General features: G+C 58.2%; 19 protein-coding genes and 3 tRNA genes. 8 read left to right on the top strand and 14 right to left on the bottom strand.

Annotated elements, in window-relative coordinates; translation table 11 throughout:
* The first annotated feature begins 82 nt into the window (after positions 1-82).
* The gene (locus ACWPW0_RS12125; protein WP_454255461.1) at positions 83-1,366 is read left to right on the top strand and encodes an XAC2610-related protein; all 1,284 of its coding nucleotides are present in this window, start codon (positions 83-85) and stop codon (positions 1,364-1,366) included.
* Here ACWPW0_RS12125 and ACWPW0_RS12130 read toward each other — a convergent pair.
* From ACWPW0_RS12130 to ACWPW0_RS12155, 6 genes are all read right to left on the bottom strand, one after another.
* Complete coding sequence (locus ACWPW0_RS12130; RefSeq protein WP_447591445.1) at positions 1,341-2,336, bottom strand: response regulator; 996 nt, start codon at positions 2,334-2,336, stop codon at positions 1,341-1,343. The two genes, ACWPW0_RS12125 and ACWPW0_RS12130, sit on opposite strands and share 26 nt — an antisense overlap.
* A complete protein-coding gene (locus tag ACWPW0_RS12135) occupies positions 2,333-6,193 on the bottom strand; it encodes a PAS domain S-box protein (protein ID WP_454255462.1) in 3,861 nt (1,286 codons plus the stop codon). Before ACWPW0_RS12135 ends, ACWPW0_RS12130 begins: the two co-directional genes overlap by 4 nt.
* 64 nt (positions 6,194-6,257) lie before the next feature.
* Positions 6,258-8,162, bottom strand: coding sequence for a molecular chaperone HtpG (gene htpG / locus ACWPW0_RS12140; protein ID WP_454255463.1), 1,905 nt, complete (start codon positions 8,160-8,162; stop codon positions 6,258-6,260).
* A gap of 98 nt (positions 8,163-8,260) precedes the next feature.
* Entirely contained in the window at positions 8,261-9,496 is a 1,236-nt protein-coding gene (locus ACWPW0_RS12145) for an MFS transporter (RefSeq protein ID WP_454255464.1), read from the bottom strand.
* Between the two features lie 33 nt (positions 9,497-9,529).
* On the bottom strand, positions 9,530-9,976 hold the full coding sequence (locus ACWPW0_RS12150) for a PaaI family thioesterase (protein ID WP_447591437.1): 447 nt from the start codon (positions 9,974-9,976) through the stop codon (positions 9,530-9,532).
* Positions 9,973-10,446 carry a PaaI family thioesterase gene (locus ACWPW0_RS12155; protein WP_447591435.1) on the bottom strand — a complete coding sequence of 158 codons (474 nt, stop codon included), beginning with the start codon at positions 10,444-10,446 and terminating at the stop codon, positions 9,973-9,975. The genes ACWPW0_RS12150 and ACWPW0_RS12155 overlap by 4 nt, the downstream gene beginning before the upstream one ends.
* Before the next feature lie 159 nt (positions 10,447-10,605).
* Here ACWPW0_RS12155 and ACWPW0_RS12160 point away from each other — a divergent pair, with 159 nt between their 5' ends.
* Positions 10,606-10,866, top strand: a complete 261-nt coding sequence (locus tag ACWPW0_RS12160; protein ID WP_447591433.1) for a hypothetical protein — start codon at positions 10,606-10,608, stop codon at positions 10,864-10,866.
* A 53-nt stretch (positions 10,867-10,919) separates the two neighbouring features.
* On the opposite strand, the gene ACWPW0_RS12165 is transcribed toward ACWPW0_RS12160, so the two are convergent.
* The 7 genes from ACWPW0_RS12165 to ACWPW0_RS12195 form a co-directional block, all read right to left on the bottom strand.
* A complete protein-coding gene (locus ACWPW0_RS12165) occupies positions 10,920-11,333 on the bottom strand; it encodes an MAPEG family protein (protein WP_454255465.1) in 414 nt (137 codons plus the stop codon).
* A gap of 373 nt (positions 11,334-11,706) precedes the next feature.
* Positions 11,707-11,780 (bottom strand) — tRNA-Cys (locus ACWPW0_RS12170).
* A 44-nt stretch (positions 11,781-11,824) separates the two neighbouring features.
* Positions 11,825-11,900, bottom strand: a tRNA-Gly gene (locus tag ACWPW0_RS12175).
* A gap of 65 nt (positions 11,901-11,965) precedes the next feature.
* Positions 11,966-12,526, bottom strand: a complete 561-nt coding sequence (gene pgsA / locus ACWPW0_RS12180) for a CDP-diacylglycerol--glycerol-3-phosphate 3-phosphatidyltransferase (RefSeq protein ID WP_447591429.1) — start codon at positions 12,524-12,526, stop codon at positions 11,966-11,968.
* Between the two features lie 33 nt (positions 12,527-12,559).
* Complete coding sequence (gene uvrC / locus ACWPW0_RS12185; protein ID WP_454255466.1) at positions 12,560-14,383, bottom strand: excinuclease ABC subunit UvrC; 1,824 nt, start codon at positions 14,381-14,383, stop codon at positions 12,560-12,562.
* Entirely contained in the window at positions 14,384-15,028 is a 645-nt protein-coding gene (gene gacA / locus ACWPW0_RS12190) for a response regulator transcription factor GacA (protein ID WP_454255467.1), read from the bottom strand.
* A gap of 152 nt (positions 15,029-15,180) precedes the next feature.
* A tRNA-Ser gene (locus ACWPW0_RS12195) sits at positions 15,181-15,268 on the bottom strand.
* Positions 15,269-15,449: 181 nt separating this feature from the next.
* Between ACWPW0_RS12195 and ACWPW0_RS12200 the strand changes: the two genes are divergently transcribed.
* From ACWPW0_RS12200 to ACWPW0_RS12225, 6 genes are all read left to right on the top strand, one after another.
* On the top strand, positions 15,450-16,118 hold the full coding sequence (locus ACWPW0_RS12200; RefSeq protein WP_447591423.1) for a Bax inhibitor-1/YccA family protein: 669 nt from the start codon (positions 15,450-15,452) through the stop codon (positions 16,116-16,118).
* A 116-nt stretch (positions 16,119-16,234) separates the two neighbouring features.
* On the top strand, positions 16,235-16,627 hold the full coding sequence (tusD, locus tag ACWPW0_RS12205; RefSeq protein ID WP_454255468.1) for a sulfurtransferase complex subunit TusD: 393 nt from the start codon (positions 16,235-16,237) through the stop codon (positions 16,625-16,627).
* Positions 16,627-16,986, top strand: coding sequence for a sulfurtransferase complex subunit TusC (gene tusC, locus ACWPW0_RS12210; RefSeq protein WP_454255469.1), 360 nt, complete (start codon positions 16,627-16,629; stop codon positions 16,984-16,986). Before tusD ends, tusC begins: the two co-directional genes overlap by 1 nt.
* Entirely contained in the window at positions 16,986-17,285 is a 300-nt protein-coding gene (gene tusB / locus ACWPW0_RS12215) for a sulfurtransferase complex subunit TusB (protein ID WP_454255470.1), read from the top strand. Before tusC ends, tusB begins: the two co-directional genes overlap by 1 nt.
* A complete protein-coding gene (locus ACWPW0_RS12220) occupies positions 17,282-17,617 on the top strand; it encodes a TusE/DsrC/DsvC family sulfur relay protein (RefSeq protein WP_447591416.1) in 336 nt (111 codons plus the stop codon). The genes tusB and ACWPW0_RS12220 overlap by 4 nt, the downstream gene beginning before the upstream one ends.
* The gene (locus ACWPW0_RS12225) at positions 17,614-18,591 is read left to right on the top strand and encodes a glycosyl transferase family protein (protein WP_454255471.1); all 978 of its coding nucleotides are present in this window, start codon (positions 17,614-17,616) and stop codon (positions 18,589-18,591) included. Before ACWPW0_RS12220 ends, ACWPW0_RS12225 begins: the two co-directional genes overlap by 4 nt.
* Positions 18,592-18,645: 54 nt before the next feature.
* Here ACWPW0_RS12225 and cysG read toward each other — a convergent pair whose 3' ends face one another.
* Positions 18,646-20,034: a siroheme synthase CysG gene (gene cysG / locus ACWPW0_RS12230; RefSeq protein ID WP_454255472.1), complete on the bottom strand. Its 1,389-nt coding sequence runs from the start codon at positions 20,032-20,034 to the stop codon at positions 18,646-18,648.
* Positions 20,035-20,088 lie beyond the last annotated feature (54 nt).

The raw sequence follows: 20,088 nt of genomic DNA on the forward strand, positions 1-20,088 counted from the left end.
CACGGAATTTGCAAGCCCGGTCACATGCCAGAAACCGCTCAAGACAGTACCATTGCGCGCTCACACGTTCAGGATTGTCATCGTGTCATCCATTCGCTCCCTGCTCCTTGCCGCCCTGTCATTCTCGCCGCTGCTCAGCCAGGCGGCTGACTTGCCGCGCCTGGAGTCCGAACCCGGCCTGTTCGCTCAAGTGGAACAGAAAGGTGATCACTACCAGTTACTGCAACCTGACGGCAGTCGCATCGACTTGTTGCTTCCCGAGAGTGATCTTGACCAGAAGCCAGCCTTCGAAGTCGCCGATTACAACTTCGACGGCCACGCCGACCTTGCGATTCGCCTGCCAGCCGGCATGGTTAACGAAAACTACAGCCTCTACCTGTATGATCCCGCAACCCACCGCTATGCCCTGCTAACGCTACCGACAGCACTCAGCGACGCCCTCAACTGCGGTGAATTGCTTGGCCTGCACGTCAACGTCGAGGAGCGCGCGCTCTACAGCAGTTGCCGCAGCGGCCCACGCTGGTACTACGACGCTTTGCGTTTCGACGAGCAGGGCAAACCCTGGTTATACAAGGCGCTGCATGTTCAGGAAGTCGATAGCCAGAATTACCCCTACCTGAACTTTCAGCTGTTCGAAAAGACGTTCGACGCCGCAGGCAATGAAGTGGCCAGCCGGGCTGTCGACGATGATGATCAGACGCAAACCTGGACGGTACCGACCGCCCGCATGGACCTGTACCAACGGCCGAATCTGGACAGCCGCACCAAGGCCTACCTGATTCAAGGCGATACCTGTGAAGTGCTGGCACGGGAAGGTCAATGGCTGCAGATCCGCTACGCCTCCAACCAGGGGCCGCTGGAGCGCTGGGTTTCGCTCACACAGGCTTACGACCTGCATCAGCGCTACAGCGCAGTTCCCCATCCAGATGGACTGACCTTGAGCCTGAGTGACTTCTCCGACCCGGCTTCGCCACTTTTCAACCTAGGCCTCGAGGCGGACAGAACCCTGACCCTGGAGCACGCCGAGGTCCACCTGCTGTTCACTGCCGAAGACGGCACGCAGTACAGCCATCGCCTATATGCAGCCAATTATCCGATTGAGCTGAGCGCTAGCGAAGGCCACCTGCTCGACGACAACTTCATCGAGCAGCGCGACGGGCAATTCGTCATCTACCACGTCGACGAAAACGAGCAGGACGCCTATGTACCGTTCTTCCCCGACCTTGCGCCAGGACGCTACCGTGTCCGAGCAGCGCTAACCGATCCGAGCCTCAGTGCACCGCTGTACTCGGATGAGGACGCGTTGATCGACTACCCGCCAGCCATTGCCGAGGAGTCGCTCAGCACTCCGCCCAGCACGCCTTGACCTCAAGGATCGCCGGCATCTGCTGTATGAACAGCTCGACCAGTTGCGGATCGAAATGCCGGCCGCTCTCGCGCTGAAGCAGTGCCAGCGTATCCTCGACTGACCAGGCGGTCTTATAGGGCCGCACACTGGTCAACGCATCGAAGACATCGGCAACGGCGACAATGCGCCCTTCCAGGGGAATATCCTCACCACTCAGCCCATTGGGATAGCCACTACCATCCCACTTCTCGTGATGCGTCAGGGCGATGCGTCGGGCCATCTGCAGCAGCCCGGAGTCATGCTCGCCGATGATGTCGGCACCAATCTGCGCATGGTTACGCATGACCTGCCACTCCGCATCGTCAAGCTTGCCCTGCTTTTGCAGGATGGCGTCGGGAATGCCTATCTTGCCGACATCGTGCATTGGCGCCGCATTCAGCAGATCGTCCGCCGCCTTCTCGCAGAAGCCGGCCGCCAGCGCCAGTATCTTTGAGTAATGGCTCATGCGGATCACATGCAGGCCGGTCTCGTTGTCCTTGTACTCCGCCGCCAACCCGAGGCGCTGGACGATTTGCAGCCGCGTACGCTGCAACTCATCGACCCGCACCAGTGACAAGTGCGTACGCACCCGCGCCTTGACGATGGAAGGGCTGACCGGCTTGGTGATGTAGTCCACCGCACCGACATCGAACCCTCGGGCCTCATCGTCAATGTCACTCAGGGCCGTGACGAAGATCACCGGAATGGCTTGCGTCGCTGTCGATTGTTTGAGCGCCGAACAGACATCGTATCCGGTCATACCGGGCATCATCACATCGAGCAGAATCAGCTCCGGCTGCTCACGCTCGGCAAGCTCCAGTGCCTTCTCGCCATCCTTGGCAAACAGCAGTCGATAGTGATCCTGCAGGATATGTCGCAGGACCTGCAGGTTGGTCGGTTCATCATCCACCAGCAGAACTTTTGGACGAGCGTCATCGGGTTTGATCACAGGGGGCCTCTTTCCTCTACTTGCCCTACCCAGGCAAGTAAATCAGTCAGAATCCCTTCCGCATGTTCAAAATCAAAATCGTGCAAAGCGCTTTCCAGCGCCTGATACAGCGCCTCCTGCCCCAACTCAGGCAGGCTATTACCGAGCATGGCCAGGGCAGCATCAGCGAGCTCGCCATGCTGCAAGGCCGAGCGCACGCTCTCGATCAGCGGCGGCAGATCAGCCAAGGCAACGCGTGTGCAACTGGGTCGTGCAGGGTCAGGTGGCGTTGTTGTCTCCATCTCAACGGATAAGTCATCGAGGGCGAGCTGGAGCTGCGACACCAACTCGTTGGCGGCGTTCAACTCGCCTGCCTTGAGGGCGCGTTCCAGTTTTCCGGTCAGGCGGCTCAGGTGAACCAACGCCAGGTTCGCCGAGGCGCCGCGTACTCGGTGTGCCAGTTCGGTAGCCGCGCTTACCTCATTACGCCCCAGCAGCGTCTGGATATCCGAAGACAGCGTGGCGTTATCACGCCGGAAGCGCTGAATTGCAGCATTGAGCACCGAGATATCGCCCCATAGGCGCACACCTTGCACCCAGTCGACAGGGCTCCCCACCGCGCCATCGGCAGATTGCTCATTGGCCACGGGCACACTGGCCGCGCTGCCGGATATGACCCGCGCAATTTCCTCAAGCAACTTGTTGAGTTCCAGAGGCTTGGAGGCGAAACCATCCATACCCGCCTCGCGGGCAGCCCGGCGGTCCTCATCGAGCACGCTGGCAGTCAATGCAATAACAGGAGTACGTGGAGCACCGCTGTCTGATTCGAAACGTCGTATCCGCCGCGTGGCTTCCAGCCCGTCAGTACGTGGCATCTGCACATCCATGAGTACTACGTCGTATACACCTTGCAGAAAGCACGTTACGGCTTCGTCACCATCGGTCGCAGTCACCACATCATGACCCAGTTGACCCAGGGCAAGTGCCAGGAGCTCGATGTTTTGTGGCACGTCATCCGCAGCCAGAATGCGCAATGGCGCCAGCCCCTCTTCTATGCCCTTCGCATCACCGGCAATTGCCTTGCCGACTGGCAGTGGCAGTTCGACATGGAAGGTACTGCCCTCACCCAGCCGACTCTCCACATTGATTGTTCCCTCCATTAGCCAGACCAGTTGCCGGGCAATGGTGGTGCCCAGACCGGTGCCGCCAAAACGCCGGCTCATCGAGGCATCCGCCTGGGCAAACGGATCGAAGATACGCTCCAGGCGATCCGGGGCGATGCCGATGCCGCTGTCCTGCACCGCAAAGTGCACACGTCCGGCACGCAAGGTGACTTCAAGTCGAATCCAGCCATGCTCGGTAAACTTCACCGCATTGCCAACCAGGTTGGTCAGTACCTGCTGAATCCGCAGCGGATCGCCCTTGAAGAACTCACCCACCATCGCGTGGTAATCCAGGGTCAACGTCAACCCTTTGCTCTGGGCCTCAAGGCGCAGCGATGCACAGATGTGCTCGCACAGCTCGCGTAACGAGAAGTCCACATGCTCCAGTTCAAGAGCGCCCTTCTCCAACTTGGCCGTATCGAGAATATCGTTGAGCAAGCCCAGCAGTGAGCGTGCAGCATGACGAACAGTGCCTAGATGGCGCTGCTGCATGGAGTCGAGCGAGGAGCTCATCAGCAGTTCGGTAAAACCGATAATGGCATTCATCGGCGTGCGGATTTCATGGCTCATATTGGCCAGGAACGTGGTTTTTACTTCGGCGGCCTGCTCGGCGCGGGTCTTGGCATCACGGAGCTGCTGCTCCATTTCATGACGCTGACTGGTATCGGTGGCGAACTTGACGACCTTGAACGGCTTACCCTCGATATTGAAGATCGGGTTATAGGTCGCCTGAATCCAGACTTCCTTGCCGGTCTTGCCCAAACGCAGGAACTCCCCGCCCTGCACCTCTCCCGCGCGAATGCCAGCCCAGAAATCGGCATAGGTCTGGCTATCCACATACGCCTGTCCACAGAACATGCTGTGATGACGTCCCTCAAGCTCGCCAAGGCTGTAACCCACCAAGTCGAGCCAGTTCTGGTTGGCCGTACGGATCGTGCCATCCATATCGAACTCGACCACGGCCAACGCACGGCTGATGGCCTTCACCGTTCCCTCGAACTCCGAGTTGCGTAATTTGCTTTCGGTGATATCGAGGATCACACCATCGATCCACTGGGTCTGGCCAGACTGATCACTCACCACACCGCCACTTTCCCAGACCCAGCGCTCAGTGCCGTCGCGGCATTTCAAACGGTATTCGACGACATAACTCAGCCCGGTCGCGATGGCCTCTTGAACGCTCGTATAAATGCCCTCCCGATCATCGGGGTGCATGAGGTCGGCAAAGTGAAGCGTACCCTCGACAAATATCTCAGGCGGCCAGCCTGTCAGCTTCTCGACGGCCTCACTGATGAACAACATGGTCCAGTTTTCATCGAGCAGACAGCGGAAGGAGACCCCCGGAATATTGCGGATCAACGAACGGTATTGTTGCTCGCTCTCTCGCAACGCACGCTCCATCGACTTGCGTTCGGTAATGTCGCTGATGAAGCCTACATAAACGGTTTGCCCCGGAATATTCGCCTTGCCAATGGCCAGACGAATCGGTACCAGACTACCGTCCTTGCGCCGCCCTTCTACCTCACGGCCAACGCCAATGATGCTTGCTATACCCGTACGCTGGAAATTGCTCAGGTAGTCATCGTGCTCGCTTCGGTAAGGCTCAGGCATAAGCTCGCTGATGTTATGCCCCAGCAATTCAGCTGAAGACCACCCGAAAATGACCTCCGTTGACTGGTTCATCCCCAGGATAGAACCGCGCTCATCAATCGTGATGATGCCGTCCACCGCCGTATGCAGCACCGCCCGCAAGCGCGATTCATTGTCTTGCAGATGCCGGTACAGCTGGCGATAGCGCAGCAAACCATTCGCACCCGCGACCATGATCGTCAGCATGACGGTAATCAATGACACCACTACAGCCAGGAACACGCTGTCCGCATTGCCCTGATCGCTATTCAACGCTGAAACGCCAATAAAACGTGCGGCCGCCATGCCGATGTAATGCATGGCCGAAATCGCAATACCCATGACCACAGCGCTGACGATAATCGCCTTGCCAGCCGAAAGGTGCCCGCGCAGGCCGAAACGAATCCACAAGGAAATAATCGCCAATACGACTGCCACAACAATGGACAGGCCAAACCACAGTGGGTCGTAGCGCAATAAAGGCGCCATCTGCATCGCCGCCATGCCGCTGTAGTGCATAGCCCCAATACCAGCGCCAACCAACACACCGCCGGTTATCAGTTGCAGTGGACTGATTTCCTGACGCACCAGCAGATGCAGGGCAACCCAGGATGCGGCCAGGCTTGGCAGCAGGGACAGCAGTGTCAGCCCTGGGTCGTAATCAACGCGGGTGCACAGCTGGAAAGCCAGCATCCCGATAAAGTGCATTGACCAGACACCGCCCCCCAAAGCCAGGGATCCGGTAATCAGCGCTACCTGCCGGTACAGCGGGTTCTTGCTCAGGCGAGCCATACCGGCGACCTGCAAGGCCATGCCCGAAGCAAAGATCGCTACCAGCACTGACAGTAAGACGAGATTGGTGTTGTAAGTACCGTAAAGAAACAAGCCAGGATCACTGGTATCGACAAACAGACTGGTCAGGTAGCTCATCAGGAGATCATCGATCTGACAAAGGAGGCGGAATGAGAGACTCACATCCGCTATCGAAGAGAATGCGGGGCTATTAAATAGCCACCTCTTACGGAGCACCAGAGCAATCCGCTGATCGGTTCTAAAAGCGGTGTGAAGATAACGCCCAAAAAACATAAGGCCCGCAATGCGGGCCTTATTAGGTAGGCCGAATGGTCGGCCTCTGTCGCTGCACTACCGATTAAGCGGAGAGCTCGACCAGCAGCTTGTTCAGACGCTGCACATAAGCAGCCGGGTCTTTCAGGCTGTCACCCGCGGCCAGAGCCGCCTGGTCGAAGAGGATGTGCGAGAGATCGGCGAAACGGTCTTCATCCGGCTCTGCATCCAGCTTCTCGATCAGCGGATGCGCAGGGTTGATCTCGAAGATCGGCTTGGACTCAGGCACTTTCTGCCCGCTGGCCTCGAGGATCTGGCGCATCTGCAGCCCCAGGTCCTGCTCGCCAATGGCCAGGATCGCTGGCGAATCGGTGAGACGATGGGACACACGAACCTCGGCGACCTGCTCACCAAGCGCTCCTTTCAGACGCTCGACCAGTCCTTCCTTGGCCTTGGCCACTTCTTCCTGGGCTTTCTTCTCGTCTTCGGAGTCAAGGGAACCCAGGTCAAGATCGCCACGCGCCACGTCGACGAAGCTCTTGCCGTCGAATTCGGACAGGTAGCTCATCAGCCACTCGTCGATGCGGTCGGTGAGCAGTAGCACTTCGATGCCTTTCTTGCGGAAGACTTCCAGGTGCGGGCTGTTCTTCACCTGCGCGTAGGTTTCGCCAGTCAGGTAATAGATCTTGTCCTGTCCTTCCTTCACACGCCCCAGGTAGTCGGCCAACGCAACGGACTGCTCGCCCGATTCATCGCTGGTCGATGCGAAACGCAGCAGGCCGGCGATCTTCTCCTTGTTGGCGAAGTCTTCCGCCGGCCCCTCCTTGAGCACTTGGCCGAATGCCTTCCAGAACGCCTTGTATTGCTCAGGTTCGTTCTTCGCCAGCTTCTCCAGCATGTCCAGCACACGCTTGGTCAGGGCCGACTTCATCGAGTCGATGACGGGGTCCTTCTGCAGGATCTCACGCGACACGTTCAGCGACAGGTCGTTGGAATCGACCACGCCTTTGATGAAGCGCAGGTACAGCGGCAGGAACTCGTCAGCCTGGTCCATGATGAACACGCGCTGCACATACAGTTTCAGGCCCTTGGGCGCTTCACGCTGATACAGGTCGAACGGCGCACGGCCCGGAACATAGAGCAGTGAGGTGTACTCCAGCTTGCCTTCGACCTTGTTGTGGCTCCAGGCCAGCGGATTCTCGAAGTCATGCGCGACGTGCTTGTAGAACTCCTGATACTCCTCGTCCTTCACCTCGGTACGCGGGCGGGTCCACAGGGCGCTGGCGCGGTTGACGGTTTCCCACTCCGGCTCGGCAGGCTTGTCCTTTTCCTCACCATGGAATTCTTTCGGCAACTCGATCGGCAAGGCGATGTGATCGGAGTACTTCTTGACGATGTTGCGCAGGCGCCAACCATCGGCGAACTCTTCCTCGCCACTTTTCAGGTGCAGGACAATACGGGTGCCGCGTTCAGCCTTATCGACGGTGGCAACTTCGAAGTCACCCTCGCCTTTCGATGACCAGTGCACGCCTTCGCTGGCCGCGAGGCCCGCCCTGCGGCTGAATACATCCACCTTGTCGGCCACGATAAAGGCGCTGTAGAAGCCCACACCGAACTGGCCGATCAGGTGCGAATCCTTCTTCTGGTCGCCCGACAGGTTCTTCAGGAAATCCGCAGTGCCTGACTTGGCGATGGTGCCCAGGTGGCTAATAGCCTCTTCACGACTCAAGCCGATGCCATTGTCCTCGAGGGTCACGGTACGCGCGTCCTTATCGAAAGACAGGCGAATCTTCAGCTCAGCGCCGCCTTCCAACAGCTCGGGCTTGGCAAGCGCTTCGAAACGCAGCTTGTCGACGGCATCGGAAGCGTTGGAAATCAGCTCCCGCAGGAAGATTTCCTTGTTCGAATACAACGAATGGATCATGAGCTGAAGCAGTTGCTTCACCTCTGTCTGGAAGCCCAGGGTTTCTTTTTGAGTCTCCACACTCATGGTCGTCTAACTCCACATGCATGACAGGCCGCAATCGCGGCGGATGTCATGCAGATGGGGACTTTAAAAAGAATTTCAAGGGTTTGGCTGCAGAACTCTCAGGGTTCAAGCAACTCCACCCGGCTGATTTCGTCAGGATGCAGGCTGAAGCTGGCTTGCCCGGCACCACCGCGCTGCTGCTTCAGGCGAATGCTGCCATCGCTGGCCAGACCATCGAAACGGCCCTCGGCCGAGCCGCCGCTCACCTTGGTAACGCGCATGCTGAGATTCTGGTACTGCTGCGGACTGCTGAGCAGGCGCAACAGGGTGAAGCGCTGGCGCCGATCGACGCTTGCCTTGCGCTCAGACAATGCGACTGGCGACGTCGCATCTGCGGTACTGGACGTTCCAACCTGCAATACCGGGAAGCGGTCCCCCTCCACACGCCATCCCTGATCGCCCTTCTCCAGAACCAGCTGCAGTGACTGCGGCTTGCCGTTGATCCTGGCCTCGACATCTACGGTGGCTCGCGTGCTTGGAAAGGTCACCACAGGAAGAGCCACACGCTGCACCAGGCGAGTGGAGAAACGCCGCTGCAGGTAATCCTCGACGATATGGATCAAGGTTTCCTGTGAGTCGAATGATGCATCCAACTGACCGTCACGGTAGCGCAACCGATCCGTGAACAACTCCAGGCGCCCGCTCAATGTGGTGCGGTACTGCGTCGGCAATACCAGATGGAACTCACCACCGAGCTTGTTCGGAGGCACTACCTGCAAATCCAGATGCAAGGTGTAGCCCTTGTTCAGGCGTCGGGCTTCGGGGAGGTCCTGCTCTGGCAATAACCAACTAACCTCGACTTCCGGGAGGCTGCCCTCATCCTCAGGCAAGACATCCACGCGCACAGAGCCTTTCGGCATGTGCGGCAGGCGAATTTTCAACTCTCGCCGCGCGAAGAAATCCTGCCCCTCACGCAGGCTGAGCACGCCATCAATAAGCTCAGCCTGTTGCGGCGCAAAGGGTTGTCCATTGAGTTCGCCGTGCAACTTGATAGCCAGTTCGGGCGGCGCCTGCTCAATGGGCTTCAGCCAGTTCAAACTGAAGATAGCCGCCACCCTCGCTGCATCCTTGCTTGCCAGCAGTGTGAGGCCAACCACCAACGGGATACAGCCTAGCGCAACCACCATCACGGCTTTGCGAGCCGTATGCCAGTGCTTCACCACATATATAAGGGTCAGAGGCGGTACCAGGCTGCCCCATCCCCAAAGCAGGCTCGTCGAGAAAGCCAGCATCACCAGCCAAACCAGTCCCGCCAGCATCAGCAGCACGCCAGCGAGGATCAGCAGCGCATCCATTCAGATTTCCTTGTTGTTTACTCGTCGGGCAACTCAGGGCTCATCGACCTTGAAATGCGCACGTGCGGTGGCAATCGGTTCGGTCTGAGTCGTCTGCCAGGCGGTGATGGCCACATTCGCCACGCGCCGCCCCTGTCGCCACACCTGGCACTGCGCATAGGTGTCACGATAATGACCGGCGCGCAGGTAATCTATCGAGAAGTCGATGATTTTCGGCAAATGCGGAATTTCCATGAACATCAGCAAATGCAGCATGGCCGCATGTTCCATGAAGCCTGCAATCACTCCACCATGAATCGCAGGAAGTATCGGATTACCGATGGTGTCCTTGTTCGCGGGCAAACGGAACACCATGTCATCCCCCAGCCTCAGGCACTCGATACCCAGTAATTTGGCGTAAGGAATCAGGCTGACAAGGCTGTTGTAATCGTTACTGCGATGGGCTTCGCCAACCAACTGCCCGAGATTCAGTGGCGTCATGCAGACTCTCCTTTAGCGCCAGCGCCCGACAGACCGCCTTGAGGCCCCTTGCCCATGCGCATGAACGCCCCGACCACATGGGCAATGGGTTGTTCGGGATCATCCTGATAGGCATATCCACGGGTAAAGATCACGTTTGGCGTAACCCGATAGCACTCGGCAAACCCATAAACGTCCTTGTGAGGCTCGGCCGGGTGCATATAGTCAATACGCAGGTCCAGGGTTGGGCATATTTCGAAATCAGGCAGTACGCAGACCGTCGAAATACCGCAGGTGGTGTCCATTAGCGTGGTAATGGCTCCTCCATGAATCACACCTGTCTCCGGGTTGCCGACTATCTGGGCGCTATAGGGGAGGCGCAGGGTCAGCCCCTTGCCATCGGCATTTTGAACGTCAATGCCCAGGACCTGACAGTGGCGCAAGGCCGACAAAAAGCGCACGGCGCGCTCAAAAGCAGGGTTTTCGCTCATCGTCGAAACCTTATGGCAATTACGGGAAAGCGGCGGATGATACCTGCGACACCCACTTCCAGCACCTGCTTGCACCGAAGAGCTGGCAAACAGGCTGAACTTACTCGCCCTACCCGCCTCGAAAACAGTGACGCGCTGTCTACCCCACGGAGAATAATCATGCAGAAATCAGTCGCCATCGCCATCATGCTGACCGCCACTCTAGGCCTCGCCGCATGCGACAAGCCGTCCGAGGAGAAGGCCGAAGAGGCCCGCGAAGCACACTCGCAAGCTCAAGAGTCGCTTAACGATGCTGCCGAGAAACAAAACGAAGCCGCTCGTAAAGAAGCAGAAGCTGCTCAAGAGCGGGCCAAGGAAAATGCTCCGGCAGAACCTGTCGCACCGACCCCGACACCCGCACCTGGTAGTCAGCAACAGTAAAGCTGAGCAGGTGGTACTGCATATGAAAAGGCCCGCATTAGCGGGCCTTTTCTCTACAGACTTCCAATAAGAAATCCGCGTATGGCTGGGCTGATCATCAGCAAAAGGCAGCACAGCAATCCAATGCCCCACACCACTGAGCGCTGCCAGTGCAAGTCCTTCCAATACAGCACCAGATACAACGCCCGCGTCACAACAAACAGCACAGCCAATAGATCGACCCACCAGCCGAATACCTGGGCCACATGGGCAATCAAGACGCCTGCGGCAAATAACGGAAAGATTTCGATGCTATTGAGGTGGGCTGCGTATGCGCGCGCCCCCAACCCGGTCAAGCGCCCCTGCTGAGCACGCGGATGACGATTGTCATAACCGCCAGCCTCCGCATTCATGGCTTTGGCCACGGGCATCTTGGCCACATAGATCAATAACGCTGAGATAAAGACACACCAGAACGGAATACTCATTATTGTTTTCTCCTCGACGATTCCATCGTACGACTGGATTGCTTGGCGAACTCTTAGCGACAGCTATAACCAGCTGTCATCTCACAGTAACAGCCAGCACAATCCTGCTGTGACAATAATGCTAAACAAGCATCCATCATAAAAATGAATCAGCCAAAAACAAAAAACCCGCACGAAGCGGGCTTTTTGTATGGGGGGCTGATCCTTCAACCTGACTTGATCATTACCCAGGCCGAGTGAAAATTTCGTGAAAAAAATTGACGCTCTGGAACGGACAAAAAGTAATCGGATAGGTCGTTGAAAACTAGATCCCTATTTACGTACAGGCAAAATAAAAAACCCTGAAGATCATCGATCTTCAGGGTTCTTATAATGGAGGCCGATGTCGGAATCGAACCGGCGTACACGGATTTGCAATCCGCTGCATGACCACTCTGCCAACCGGCCTCAAAACGAAGACGCCGCAAACTGCGGCGTCAACGTCAACAAATTGGAGCGGGAAACGAGACTCGAACTCGCGACCCCGACCTTGGCAAGGTCGTGCTCTACCAACTGAGCTATTCCCGCGTCTTGGTGACGGGCGCCATTTTATAGTTTCCAAACGCCGCGTCAAGCCTTTGATTCAAAAAAGTTTATTTCTTCTCGGTCGTCGTGCGCAGATGCGGCCAGGCGGCCAGCAAGTACTGCAGCATAGACCACAGCGTCAGCGCGGCAGAGATGATCAGCAGGGCAAAACCCAACCCTACCCAGAAACTCATCTGCGCGGGGTTGGCCAGGAGGATCACCAGCGCCAGCATCTGTGCCGCTGTTTTCCACTTGCCCAGGTTGGATACCGCCACCTGCGTGCGCGCCCCCAATTCGGCCATCCATTCACGCAACGCTGAAACGACGATCTCGCGTCCAATGATGATCGCAGCCGGCAAGGTCAGCCACATGTTGGCGTGCTCTTCCACCAGCAACACCAGCGCTACCGCCACCATCAGCTTGTCCGCTACCGGATCGAGAAACGCACCAAACGGCGTACTCTGCTCCCAGCGCCGGGCCAGATAGCCATCGAACCAGTCAGTTACTGCCGCCAAGGCAAAGACACTGCTGGCCGCCAGGTAGCTCCAGGAATACGGCAGGTAGAAGAACAGGATAAAGACCGGGATCAGTAGGACACGTAAAACGGTGAGCAGGTTTGGGATATTCATCTGGACCACTGACCAACCAATTGAGCCGGCATTCTACTCGCTGTGCAGAGCTGCATAAATCGACTCTGCAAGCTTTTTACTGATTCCCGGCGCCTTGGCGATTTCATCGGCACTGGCACGGTTCAGTTCCTGCAAACCGCCAAAGTGCTTTAGCAACTCGCGCCGCCGTTTGGGACCGATCCCCGCGACGTCTTCGAGGCTCGATGTACGCCGTGTTTTGCCTCGCCTGGCTCGATGACCGGTTATCGCAAACCGGTGCGCCTCGTCGCGGATCTGCTGAATCAGGTGCAAGGCTGGGGAGTCCGCCGGCAAAGTGAACTCATGCTCCGCATCATTCAGGTATAGCGTTTCCAACCCGGGCTTACGCGTCACGCCTTTGGCTACACCCAAGAGAATCAGTTCCGGTACTGCCAGTTCCTGCAGCACCTCGCGCGCCATTGCCATCTGCCCTTTGCCACCATCAACCAACAGGATGTCAGGCAACTTGCCCTCACCCTCCTTCAGCTTGCTGAAGCGCCGGGTCAATGCCTGATGCATCGCGGCATAGTCATCCCCTGGCGTGACGCCTTCGATGTTGTAGCGCCGATAATCCGACTTAAGCGGCCCCTCAGGCCCAAACACCACGCACGAGGCCACCGTCGCCTCACCACTGGAATGACTGATGTCATAGCACTCCAGACGCTGCGGTGGCTCATCCAGGTCGAGCGCCTCGGCCAGCGACTCGAAACGTGCAGCAACATGCTGTCGATTGGCCAAGCGAGCACCTAGCGCCTGCTCGGCGTTAGTCACGGCCAACTGCTGCCAGCGTGCGCGCGTTCCTCGCACCCGATGACTGATGGTCATTTCCCTGCCGCGCAGCTCGGCAAGGGCCGCAGCCAATGTCGCCAAGTCCTCGTGGACCACATTGACGATCAATTCACTAGGCAGGTCGCGCTCATGGCTGCTCAGGTAATACTGCGCCAGAAAACCCGCGAGCACTGCACCGTTGTCCTCTTCAATCCCTACCTGCGGGAAGAAATTCTTGCTGCCCAGCACCCGACCGCCGCGCACACTGATGAGGTGCACACAGGCCCCACCGGGGTTGACCATCGCGGCCACCACATCGACGTCACCCGTGCCGCCCTCCATGCTTTGCTGATCCTGTACACGGCGCAGCAGGCCGATCTGGTCACGCAGCTCGGCGGCGCGCTCGAATTCGAGGCTCATCGCCGCCTTTTCCATGGCTGCATTGAGTTCGTCACCCAAGGCATTGCTGCGCCCCTCCAGAAACATCACCGAATGGCGTACGTCTTCGGCATATTCCTCGGGATCGACCAACCCCACGCAAGGCCCCTTGCAGCGCTTGATCTGGTATTGCAGGCAAGGTCGAGTACGGTTCTTGTAGTAGCTGTCCTCACACTGACGGACCAGAAAAGCCTTCTGCAAGAGACCCAGGCTTTCACGGACGGCCCCGGCACTCGGATAAGGCCCGAAATACCGCCCTTTCTCCTTCTTCGCACCGCGATATATCCCCAGGCGCGGGAAATCGCCGTCGGAAAGCAGCACATACGGATAGGATTTGTCGTCACGTAAGAGAATGTTGTACGGCGGGCGCCACTGCTTGATCAGCGTTTGCTCGAGCAGCAACGCTTCTGTTTCGTTGCCTGTAATGGTCGTTTCGACCTGCGCGATACGCGCGACCAGCGCGGCAGTCTTGGGGGCCAGGCCCGTTTTGCGGAAATAGCTGGCAAGACGCTTTTTCAGATTCGAAGCCTTGCCGACATACAGCAGCTTGGCCTCATTATCGAACATTCGGTAAACGCCTGGCCGGCCACTGCAGGTCGCCAGGAAAGCACTTGGATCAAACGAAACAGACATTTAGCTGACTGCGTCCACCATGCCATGACGCACGGCAAGTAGTGCCAACTCCACGTCACTGGTGATAGAGAGCTTCTCGTAGATGCGGTAACGGTAGGTGTTTACCGTTTTGGGCGACAGGCAGAGCTTATCGGAAATGCTCTGCACCTTCTGGCAATTAGCAATCATCAACGCGATCTGGATCTCCCGCTCGGAGAGCTGATCGAATGGTGAATCGCTTTTATTGGGCTGAAAAGACTTGAGCGCCAACTGCTGCGCGATCTGCGAGCTGATGTAGCGCTGCCCTGCGAATGCCATGCGAATGGCCTGCACCATCTCCTCGAGTGCCGCGCCTTTGGTCAGATACCCAGCGGCACCGGCCTGCAGCAAACGTGTCGGGAAAGGGTCGTCCTCGCACGCCGTAACAGCAACCACTTTCAAGTCGGGATGGCTGCGCAACAATTTGCGCGTGGCCTCAAGACCACCGATACCTGGCATTTTGACGTCCATCAGAACGACATCCGGCTTCAGTTCGCGGACTTTTTTCAGTGATTCCTCACCGGATTCGGCCTGCCCGATTACTTGCAAGCCGTCTATATCGGCCAACATGCGGGTAATGCCTGTTCGAACCAGATCGTGATCATCGACCACCAGAACTTTAATCAAGCAACACCTCGCCGCATCAAATTCGCCGCATTGCACGGTCTATTGGGCATGCAGACAATTCGCGAAAGCTTTCTCCGACCCAGCTTGACGCAGATTCGCCAAAAAGCAAACGCCAAAAAGGCATTCTGGTAGTGCTTGTCAAATGCTGAATGTGGCGGAAGCGGTGAGATTCGAACTCACGGACCCTTGCGAGTCGACGGTTTTCAAGACCGTTGCAATCGACCACTCTGCCACGCTTCCCCAATCTAAACGACACCATTACTACCGTGTCGTTTACCATTCAGCTCCGCTTTCGCGGGCCGCCATACTACCCGAACGCAACACACTGTCAAACTCTCGTAATTGGCAGAAACTAGTCGTCTGTTATCATCGGCAGGACTGCGGTCACGGAACCCCACTTTTGCCCTTCAGGAGAGTTGCCATGCACGAACAAGATTACGCGCTGAATCATGCGCAGGCCGACCAGCAAGAGGTCAGCAAGGTCCTGCGCAACACCTATGGCTTGCTCGCCCTGACCCTGGCATTCAGCGGCCTGGTCGCCTTCATTTCCCAGCAGATGAACTTCGCCTACCCGAATATCTTCGTGGTACTGGTTGGCTTCTACGGCCTGTTCTTCCTGACGGTGAAGCTGCGCAACTCCGCCTGGGGTCTGCTCTCCACCTTCGCCCTGACCGGGTTCATGGGCTACACATTGGGCCCGATCCTGAACCGCTACCTGGGCATGAGCAGCGGCTCCGAAGTGATCAGCTCGGCTTTCGCCATGACTGCTCTGGTGTTTTTCGGCTTGTCCGCTTATGTGCTGACAACCCGCAAGGACATGAGCTTCCTTAGCGGCTTCATCACTGCAGGTTTCTTCGTCCTGATCGGCGCGATGATCGCAGGCTTCTTCTTCCAGATCAGCGGCCTGCAACTGGCGATCAGCGCTGGCTTCGTTCTGTTCTCCTCGGCCTGCATCCTGTTCCAGACCAGCGCGATCATTCACGGCGGTGAGCGTAACTACATCATGGCTACCATCAGCCTGTATGTATCGATCTACAACCTGTTCATCAGCCTGCTGCAGATCTTCGGCATCATGGGCGGCGACGACTGATAGTAACTTGCCCCCAAGAAAGCCCGCTTCGGCGGGCTTTTTCATGTCTGCAGTAAACATCTGTGGTGTGCAGGCTTTATCATGGCGACTTGCGTCATGCCCACCCGGATATCGTCATGAAGTTCGCCATCACCCTGTTCGCCCCGGCCCACTCACCCGCCTCACGCCGTGCCTTGCGCTTTGCCGAGGCCACGCTGGCAGGCGGCCATGAAATAATCCGCCTGTTTTTCTATCAAGATGGTGTGTATAGCGCTTCGGCCAATGTGGTCTGCGGTCAGGATGAGCCAGATATCGCTGACGAATGGCGCACCTTTGTCAGCCAGAACGCGCTGGATGGCGTGGTTTGCATTGCCGCCGCCCTGCGTCGCGGTGTGCTCAACGAAGAAGAGGCGCAGCGCTACCAAAAGCCTGCCGCCAACCTGGCCGCCCCCTGGGAACTCTCTGGCCTGGGCCAGTTACATGAGGCCAATCAACTGGCTGATCGCCTGATCTGTTTTGGAGGCCAATGATGAGCAAATCACTGTTGATCATCAGCCGGCAGGCACCATGGGCCGGCCCGAGCGCCCGCGAAGCCCTGGATATCGCCCTGGCGGGCGGAGCATTCGATCTGCCGCTGGGCATGCTGTTTCTCGATGATGGGGTGTTCCAGTTGCTGGCTGACCAGCAACCCGACGCGCTGCAGCAAAAAGACCTGACTGCCAATCTAAAGGCCCTGCCGCTGTTCGGCGTCGAAAATCTGTACGTGTCCACACGTAGTCTGGCGGAGCGTGGCCTCAACCAACAGACGCTGGCGCTGCCGGCCGAGCAGTTGGACGACGCCGCACTCCCCCTCCTCCTCGACCGCTATGACCAGGTGATCACCCTCTGATGGCCACCCTTCACATATTGTCCCACTCGCCCTTCACCGACAGCCGACTGACGAGCTGCCTGCAACTCCTGGGCGCACAAGACGCCGTACTGCTTACCGGTGAGGCCGTTTATGCACTACAACCCGACAGCACGCCGCTCAACACGCTGAGCGCCCTGCCCGACAGCGTTGCGCTGTTTGCTCTGGATGAGGACCTGCAAGCACGCGGTCTTGGTACTCCTGCGCGGGTGACAGCCCTGGACTATGTGGCGTTCGTCGAGCTCTGTACGCGTTTTAACCGGGTCAATAGCTGGCTATGAACACCCTGATGATCGACGGGCGCGCCATCCCTCTCGACAAGGATGGCTACCTGCTGAATCTCGACGATTGGTCCCCCGAGACAGCAGCCGCGCTTGCCGCTACCGAAGACCTGCTGCTCAGCGATGCCCACTGGGAAATCATCGATCTGCTGCGCGCCTTCTATGCCGAATTCCAGCTCTCTCCCGCGACACGCCCACTGGTCAAATATGCCGCGTTGAAACTGGGCCCGGAAAAAGGCAATAGCCAGCACCTGAACCGCCTGTTCAAAGGCACCCCTGCAAAACTGGCAGCCAAACTGGCCGGCCTGCCCAAACCGACTAACTGCCTATGAATCTTGTAACCCCAGCAGAACACCCATTCGCCGAATTCGTCCGCATCCTGGGCAAAGGCAAACGTGGCGCCCGGGACATGAGCCGCGAGGAAGCGCACCAGGCCATGGGCCTGCTGCTCGATGGCAAGGTGGAAGACACCCAGCTCGGTGCCTTCCTGATGCTACTGCGGCACAAGGAAGAAAGCGCGGTGGAGCTCGCCGGATTCACCGAAGCCCTACGTGAACGCCTTTCGCCTCCAGCTATCGCAGTGGACCTGGACTGGCCCACCTACGCCGGCAAGAAACGCCATCTGCCCTGGTTCCTGCTGGCGGTCAAAGCGTTGGCCGCCAGCGGCATGCGCATTCACCTGCACGGAGGCGGCGCCCATACTGCCGGGCGCCTGTACAGTGAACAGCTGCTGGAATGCTTGGAGATCCCACTGTGTCGCTCCTGGAGCGACACGGCATCGGCGCTCGACCAGCACAGACTGGCGTTCACCCCACTGGGCGCCTGGGCTCCGCAACTGCAACACATGATCGACCTGCGCAACATTCTCGGATTGCGTTCGCCGATCCACTCACTCGCACGCATCCTCAATCCATTGGGTGCGCGCTGCGTGATGCAGAGCATCTTTCATCCCGGCTACCAGGCCGTGCACCGCGAAGCCAGTCGCCTGCTGGGTGACACTGCAGTGGTGATCAAGGGTGAAGGGGGCGAAATAGAAGCCAACCCTGATGCCACCTGCCACCTGTATGGCACGCAGGATGGGGAAAATTGGGATGAGGAATGGCCGCAGCTGTCACCGGCACGTCACGTCAAACCGGCCAGCCTCGACCCGCAATTGCTGCTAGCGGTGTGGAAAGGCGAGGCACATGATGCCTACGGAGCACTGGCGATCCAGGCGACACTGGCCGTGGCATTGCGCGGCTTGGGCAGCTCTCGCGAACAAGCCTTCGCGCGCGCACAAACGGTGTGGGCTCAACGCCACGGATAACCTATGAGTATAAAGGGGGCGCAGGATACGCCCCCGACCAGGCAGCCTGACTGATCAGCTCTGCTGTGCGCCTTCGAACCAGGCCAGCTTTTCTCGCAACTTCACCACTTCGCCCACAATCACCAGCGTCGGCGCATGCACCTCATGCTCCGCAACCAGCTGCGGCAGGTTTTCCAGCGTTCCGGTAAACACACGCTGGTTCTGCGTAGTGCCCTGTTGCACCAACGCAGCCGGTGTAGTGGCCGCCCGCCCATGCTTGATCAACTGCTCACAGATGAACGACAGCCCGGTCAGCCCCATGTAGAACACCAGCGTCTGCCCAGACGCACTCAGCTCGCCCCAGGGCAGATCGCAACTGCCATCCTTGAGGTGACCGGTTACAAAACGCACCGACTGCGCATGGTCACGATGAGTCAGAGGAATACCGGCATAAGCTGCACAGCCAGAAGCTGCAGTAATCCCCGGCACGACCTGAAAAGGAATGCCGTGGGCAGCCAGCTCTTCAATTTCCTCTCCACCCCGCCCGAAAATGAACGGATCACCGCCCTTGAGGCGCAAGACTCGCTTGCCCTCCTTGGCATACTTCACCAGCAGATGATTGATCTGATCCTGCGGCAGCGTATGGGCAGCACGCTGCTTGCCGACATACACCCGCTCGGCATCGCGCCGGCACAGCTCGATGATGGGCGGCGCCACCAACCGGTCATACAGGACCACGTCAGCCTGCTGCATCAGGCGTAAGGCCCGGAACGTCAGCAAATCCGGATCACCGGGTCCTGCACCGACCAAATAGACCTCACCCAACGCCTGTGGAGCTGCACCGGCGATTTTCGCCTCCAGTTGCTGCTCCGCCTCGTTTAGCTTGCCGGCGAACACACCCTCGGCGATCGGTCCCTGGAAAACATCCTCCCAGAACACCCGGCGCTGCTGCACATCGGGGAACAGGGTTCTCACTCGCGCACGGAACTTCTTCGCCAAACCGGCCAATTGACCATAACTTGCGGGAATCCAGCTTTCGATCTTCGCCCGAACCAGACGGGCCAGCACAGGGGCGTCGCCACCACTGGTCACGGCCACGACCAGCGGCGAGCGATCGACGATTGCCGGGAAGATCACGCTGCACAATGCCGGCGCATCCACCACATTGACCGGAATGCCACGGGCCTGCGCATCGGCAGATACCTGGGCATTCAATGCCTCATCGTCCGTGGCAGCAATGATCAGCGCTACGCCGTCGAGATCCGACAACTGATAGCCGCGCAGCAATTGCTCGCCCTTTTCTCCGATCAATACGATCAATTCGTCGCGTACAACCGGTGCGACCACCCGCAGGACAGCGCCGGCATCTGCCAGCAACCGCGCCTTGCGCAACGCCACCTCACCGCCGCCGACAACCAATACGCGACGGTCCTGCAATTTGTGGAAAAGAGGAAGAAAATCCATGGGCGAAGGCCTACGCAATGCGGGAAATGTTGATTCAAACCGGCGCTACACAGG

It is taken from the genome of Pseudomonas sp. Marseille-Q8238 (genome assembly GCF_965111915.1).

Excerpts from the sequence above, each read along its gene's own strand:
- htpG (WP_454255463.1), bottom strand. The coding sequence starts at position 8,162 with ATGAGTGTGGAGACTCAAAAAGAAACCCTGGGCTTCCAGACAGAGGTG.
- ACWPW0_RS12155 (WP_447591435.1), bottom strand. The coding sequence starts at position 10,446 with ATGAGCGAAAACCCTGCTTTTGAGCGCGCCGTGCGCTTTTTGTCGGCC.
- ACWPW0_RS12150 (WP_447591437.1), bottom strand. The coding sequence starts at position 9,976 with ATGACGCCACTGAATCTCGGGCAGTTGGTTGGCGAAGCCCATCGCAGT.
- ACWPW0_RS12135 (WP_454255462.1), bottom strand. The coding sequence starts at position 6,193 with ATGTTTTTTGGGCGTTATCTTCACACCGCTTTTAGAACCGATCAGCGG.
- uvrC (WP_454255466.1), bottom strand. The coding sequence starts at position 14,383 with ATGTCTGTTTCGTTTGATCCAAGTGCTTTCCTGGCGACCTGCAGTGGC.
- tusC (WP_454255469.1), top strand. The coding sequence starts at position 16,627 with ATGAGCAAATCACTGTTGATCATCAGCCGGCAGGCACCATGGGCCGGC.
- tusB (WP_454255470.1), top strand. The coding sequence starts at position 16,986 with ATGGCCACCCTTCACATATTGTCCCACTCGCCCTTCACCGACAGCCGA.
- ACWPW0_RS12160 (WP_447591433.1), top strand. The coding sequence starts at position 10,606 with ATGCAGAAATCAGTCGCCATCGCCATCATGCTGACCGCCACTCTAGGC.
- ACWPW0_RS12165 (WP_454255465.1), bottom strand. The coding sequence starts at position 11,333 with ATGAGTATTCCGTTCTGGTGTGTCTTTATCTCAGCGTTATTGATCTAT.
- pgsA (WP_447591429.1), bottom strand. The coding sequence starts at position 12,526 with ATGAATATCCCAAACCTGCTCACCGTTTTACGTGTCCTACTGATCCCG.
- tusD (WP_454255468.1), top strand. The coding sequence starts at position 16,235 with ATGAAGTTCGCCATCACCCTGTTCGCCCCGGCCCACTCACCCGCCTCA.
- ACWPW0_RS12225 (WP_454255471.1), top strand. The coding sequence starts at position 17,614 with ATGAATCTTGTAACCCCAGCAGAACACCCATTCGCCGAATTCGTCCGC.
- cysG (WP_454255472.1), bottom strand. The coding sequence starts at position 20,034 with ATGGATTTTCTTCCTCTTTTCCACAAATTGCAGGACCGTCGCGTATTG.
- ACWPW0_RS12220 (WP_447591416.1), top strand. The coding sequence starts at position 17,282 with ATGAACACCCTGATGATCGACGGGCGCGCCATCCCTCTCGACAAGGAT.
- ACWPW0_RS12145 (WP_454255464.1), bottom strand. The coding sequence starts at position 9,496 with ATGGATGCGCTGCTGATCCTCGCTGGCGTGCTGCTGATGCTGGCGGGA.
- ACWPW0_RS12200 (WP_447591423.1), top strand. The coding sequence starts at position 15,450 with ATGCACGAACAAGATTACGCGCTGAATCATGCGCAGGCCGACCAGCAA.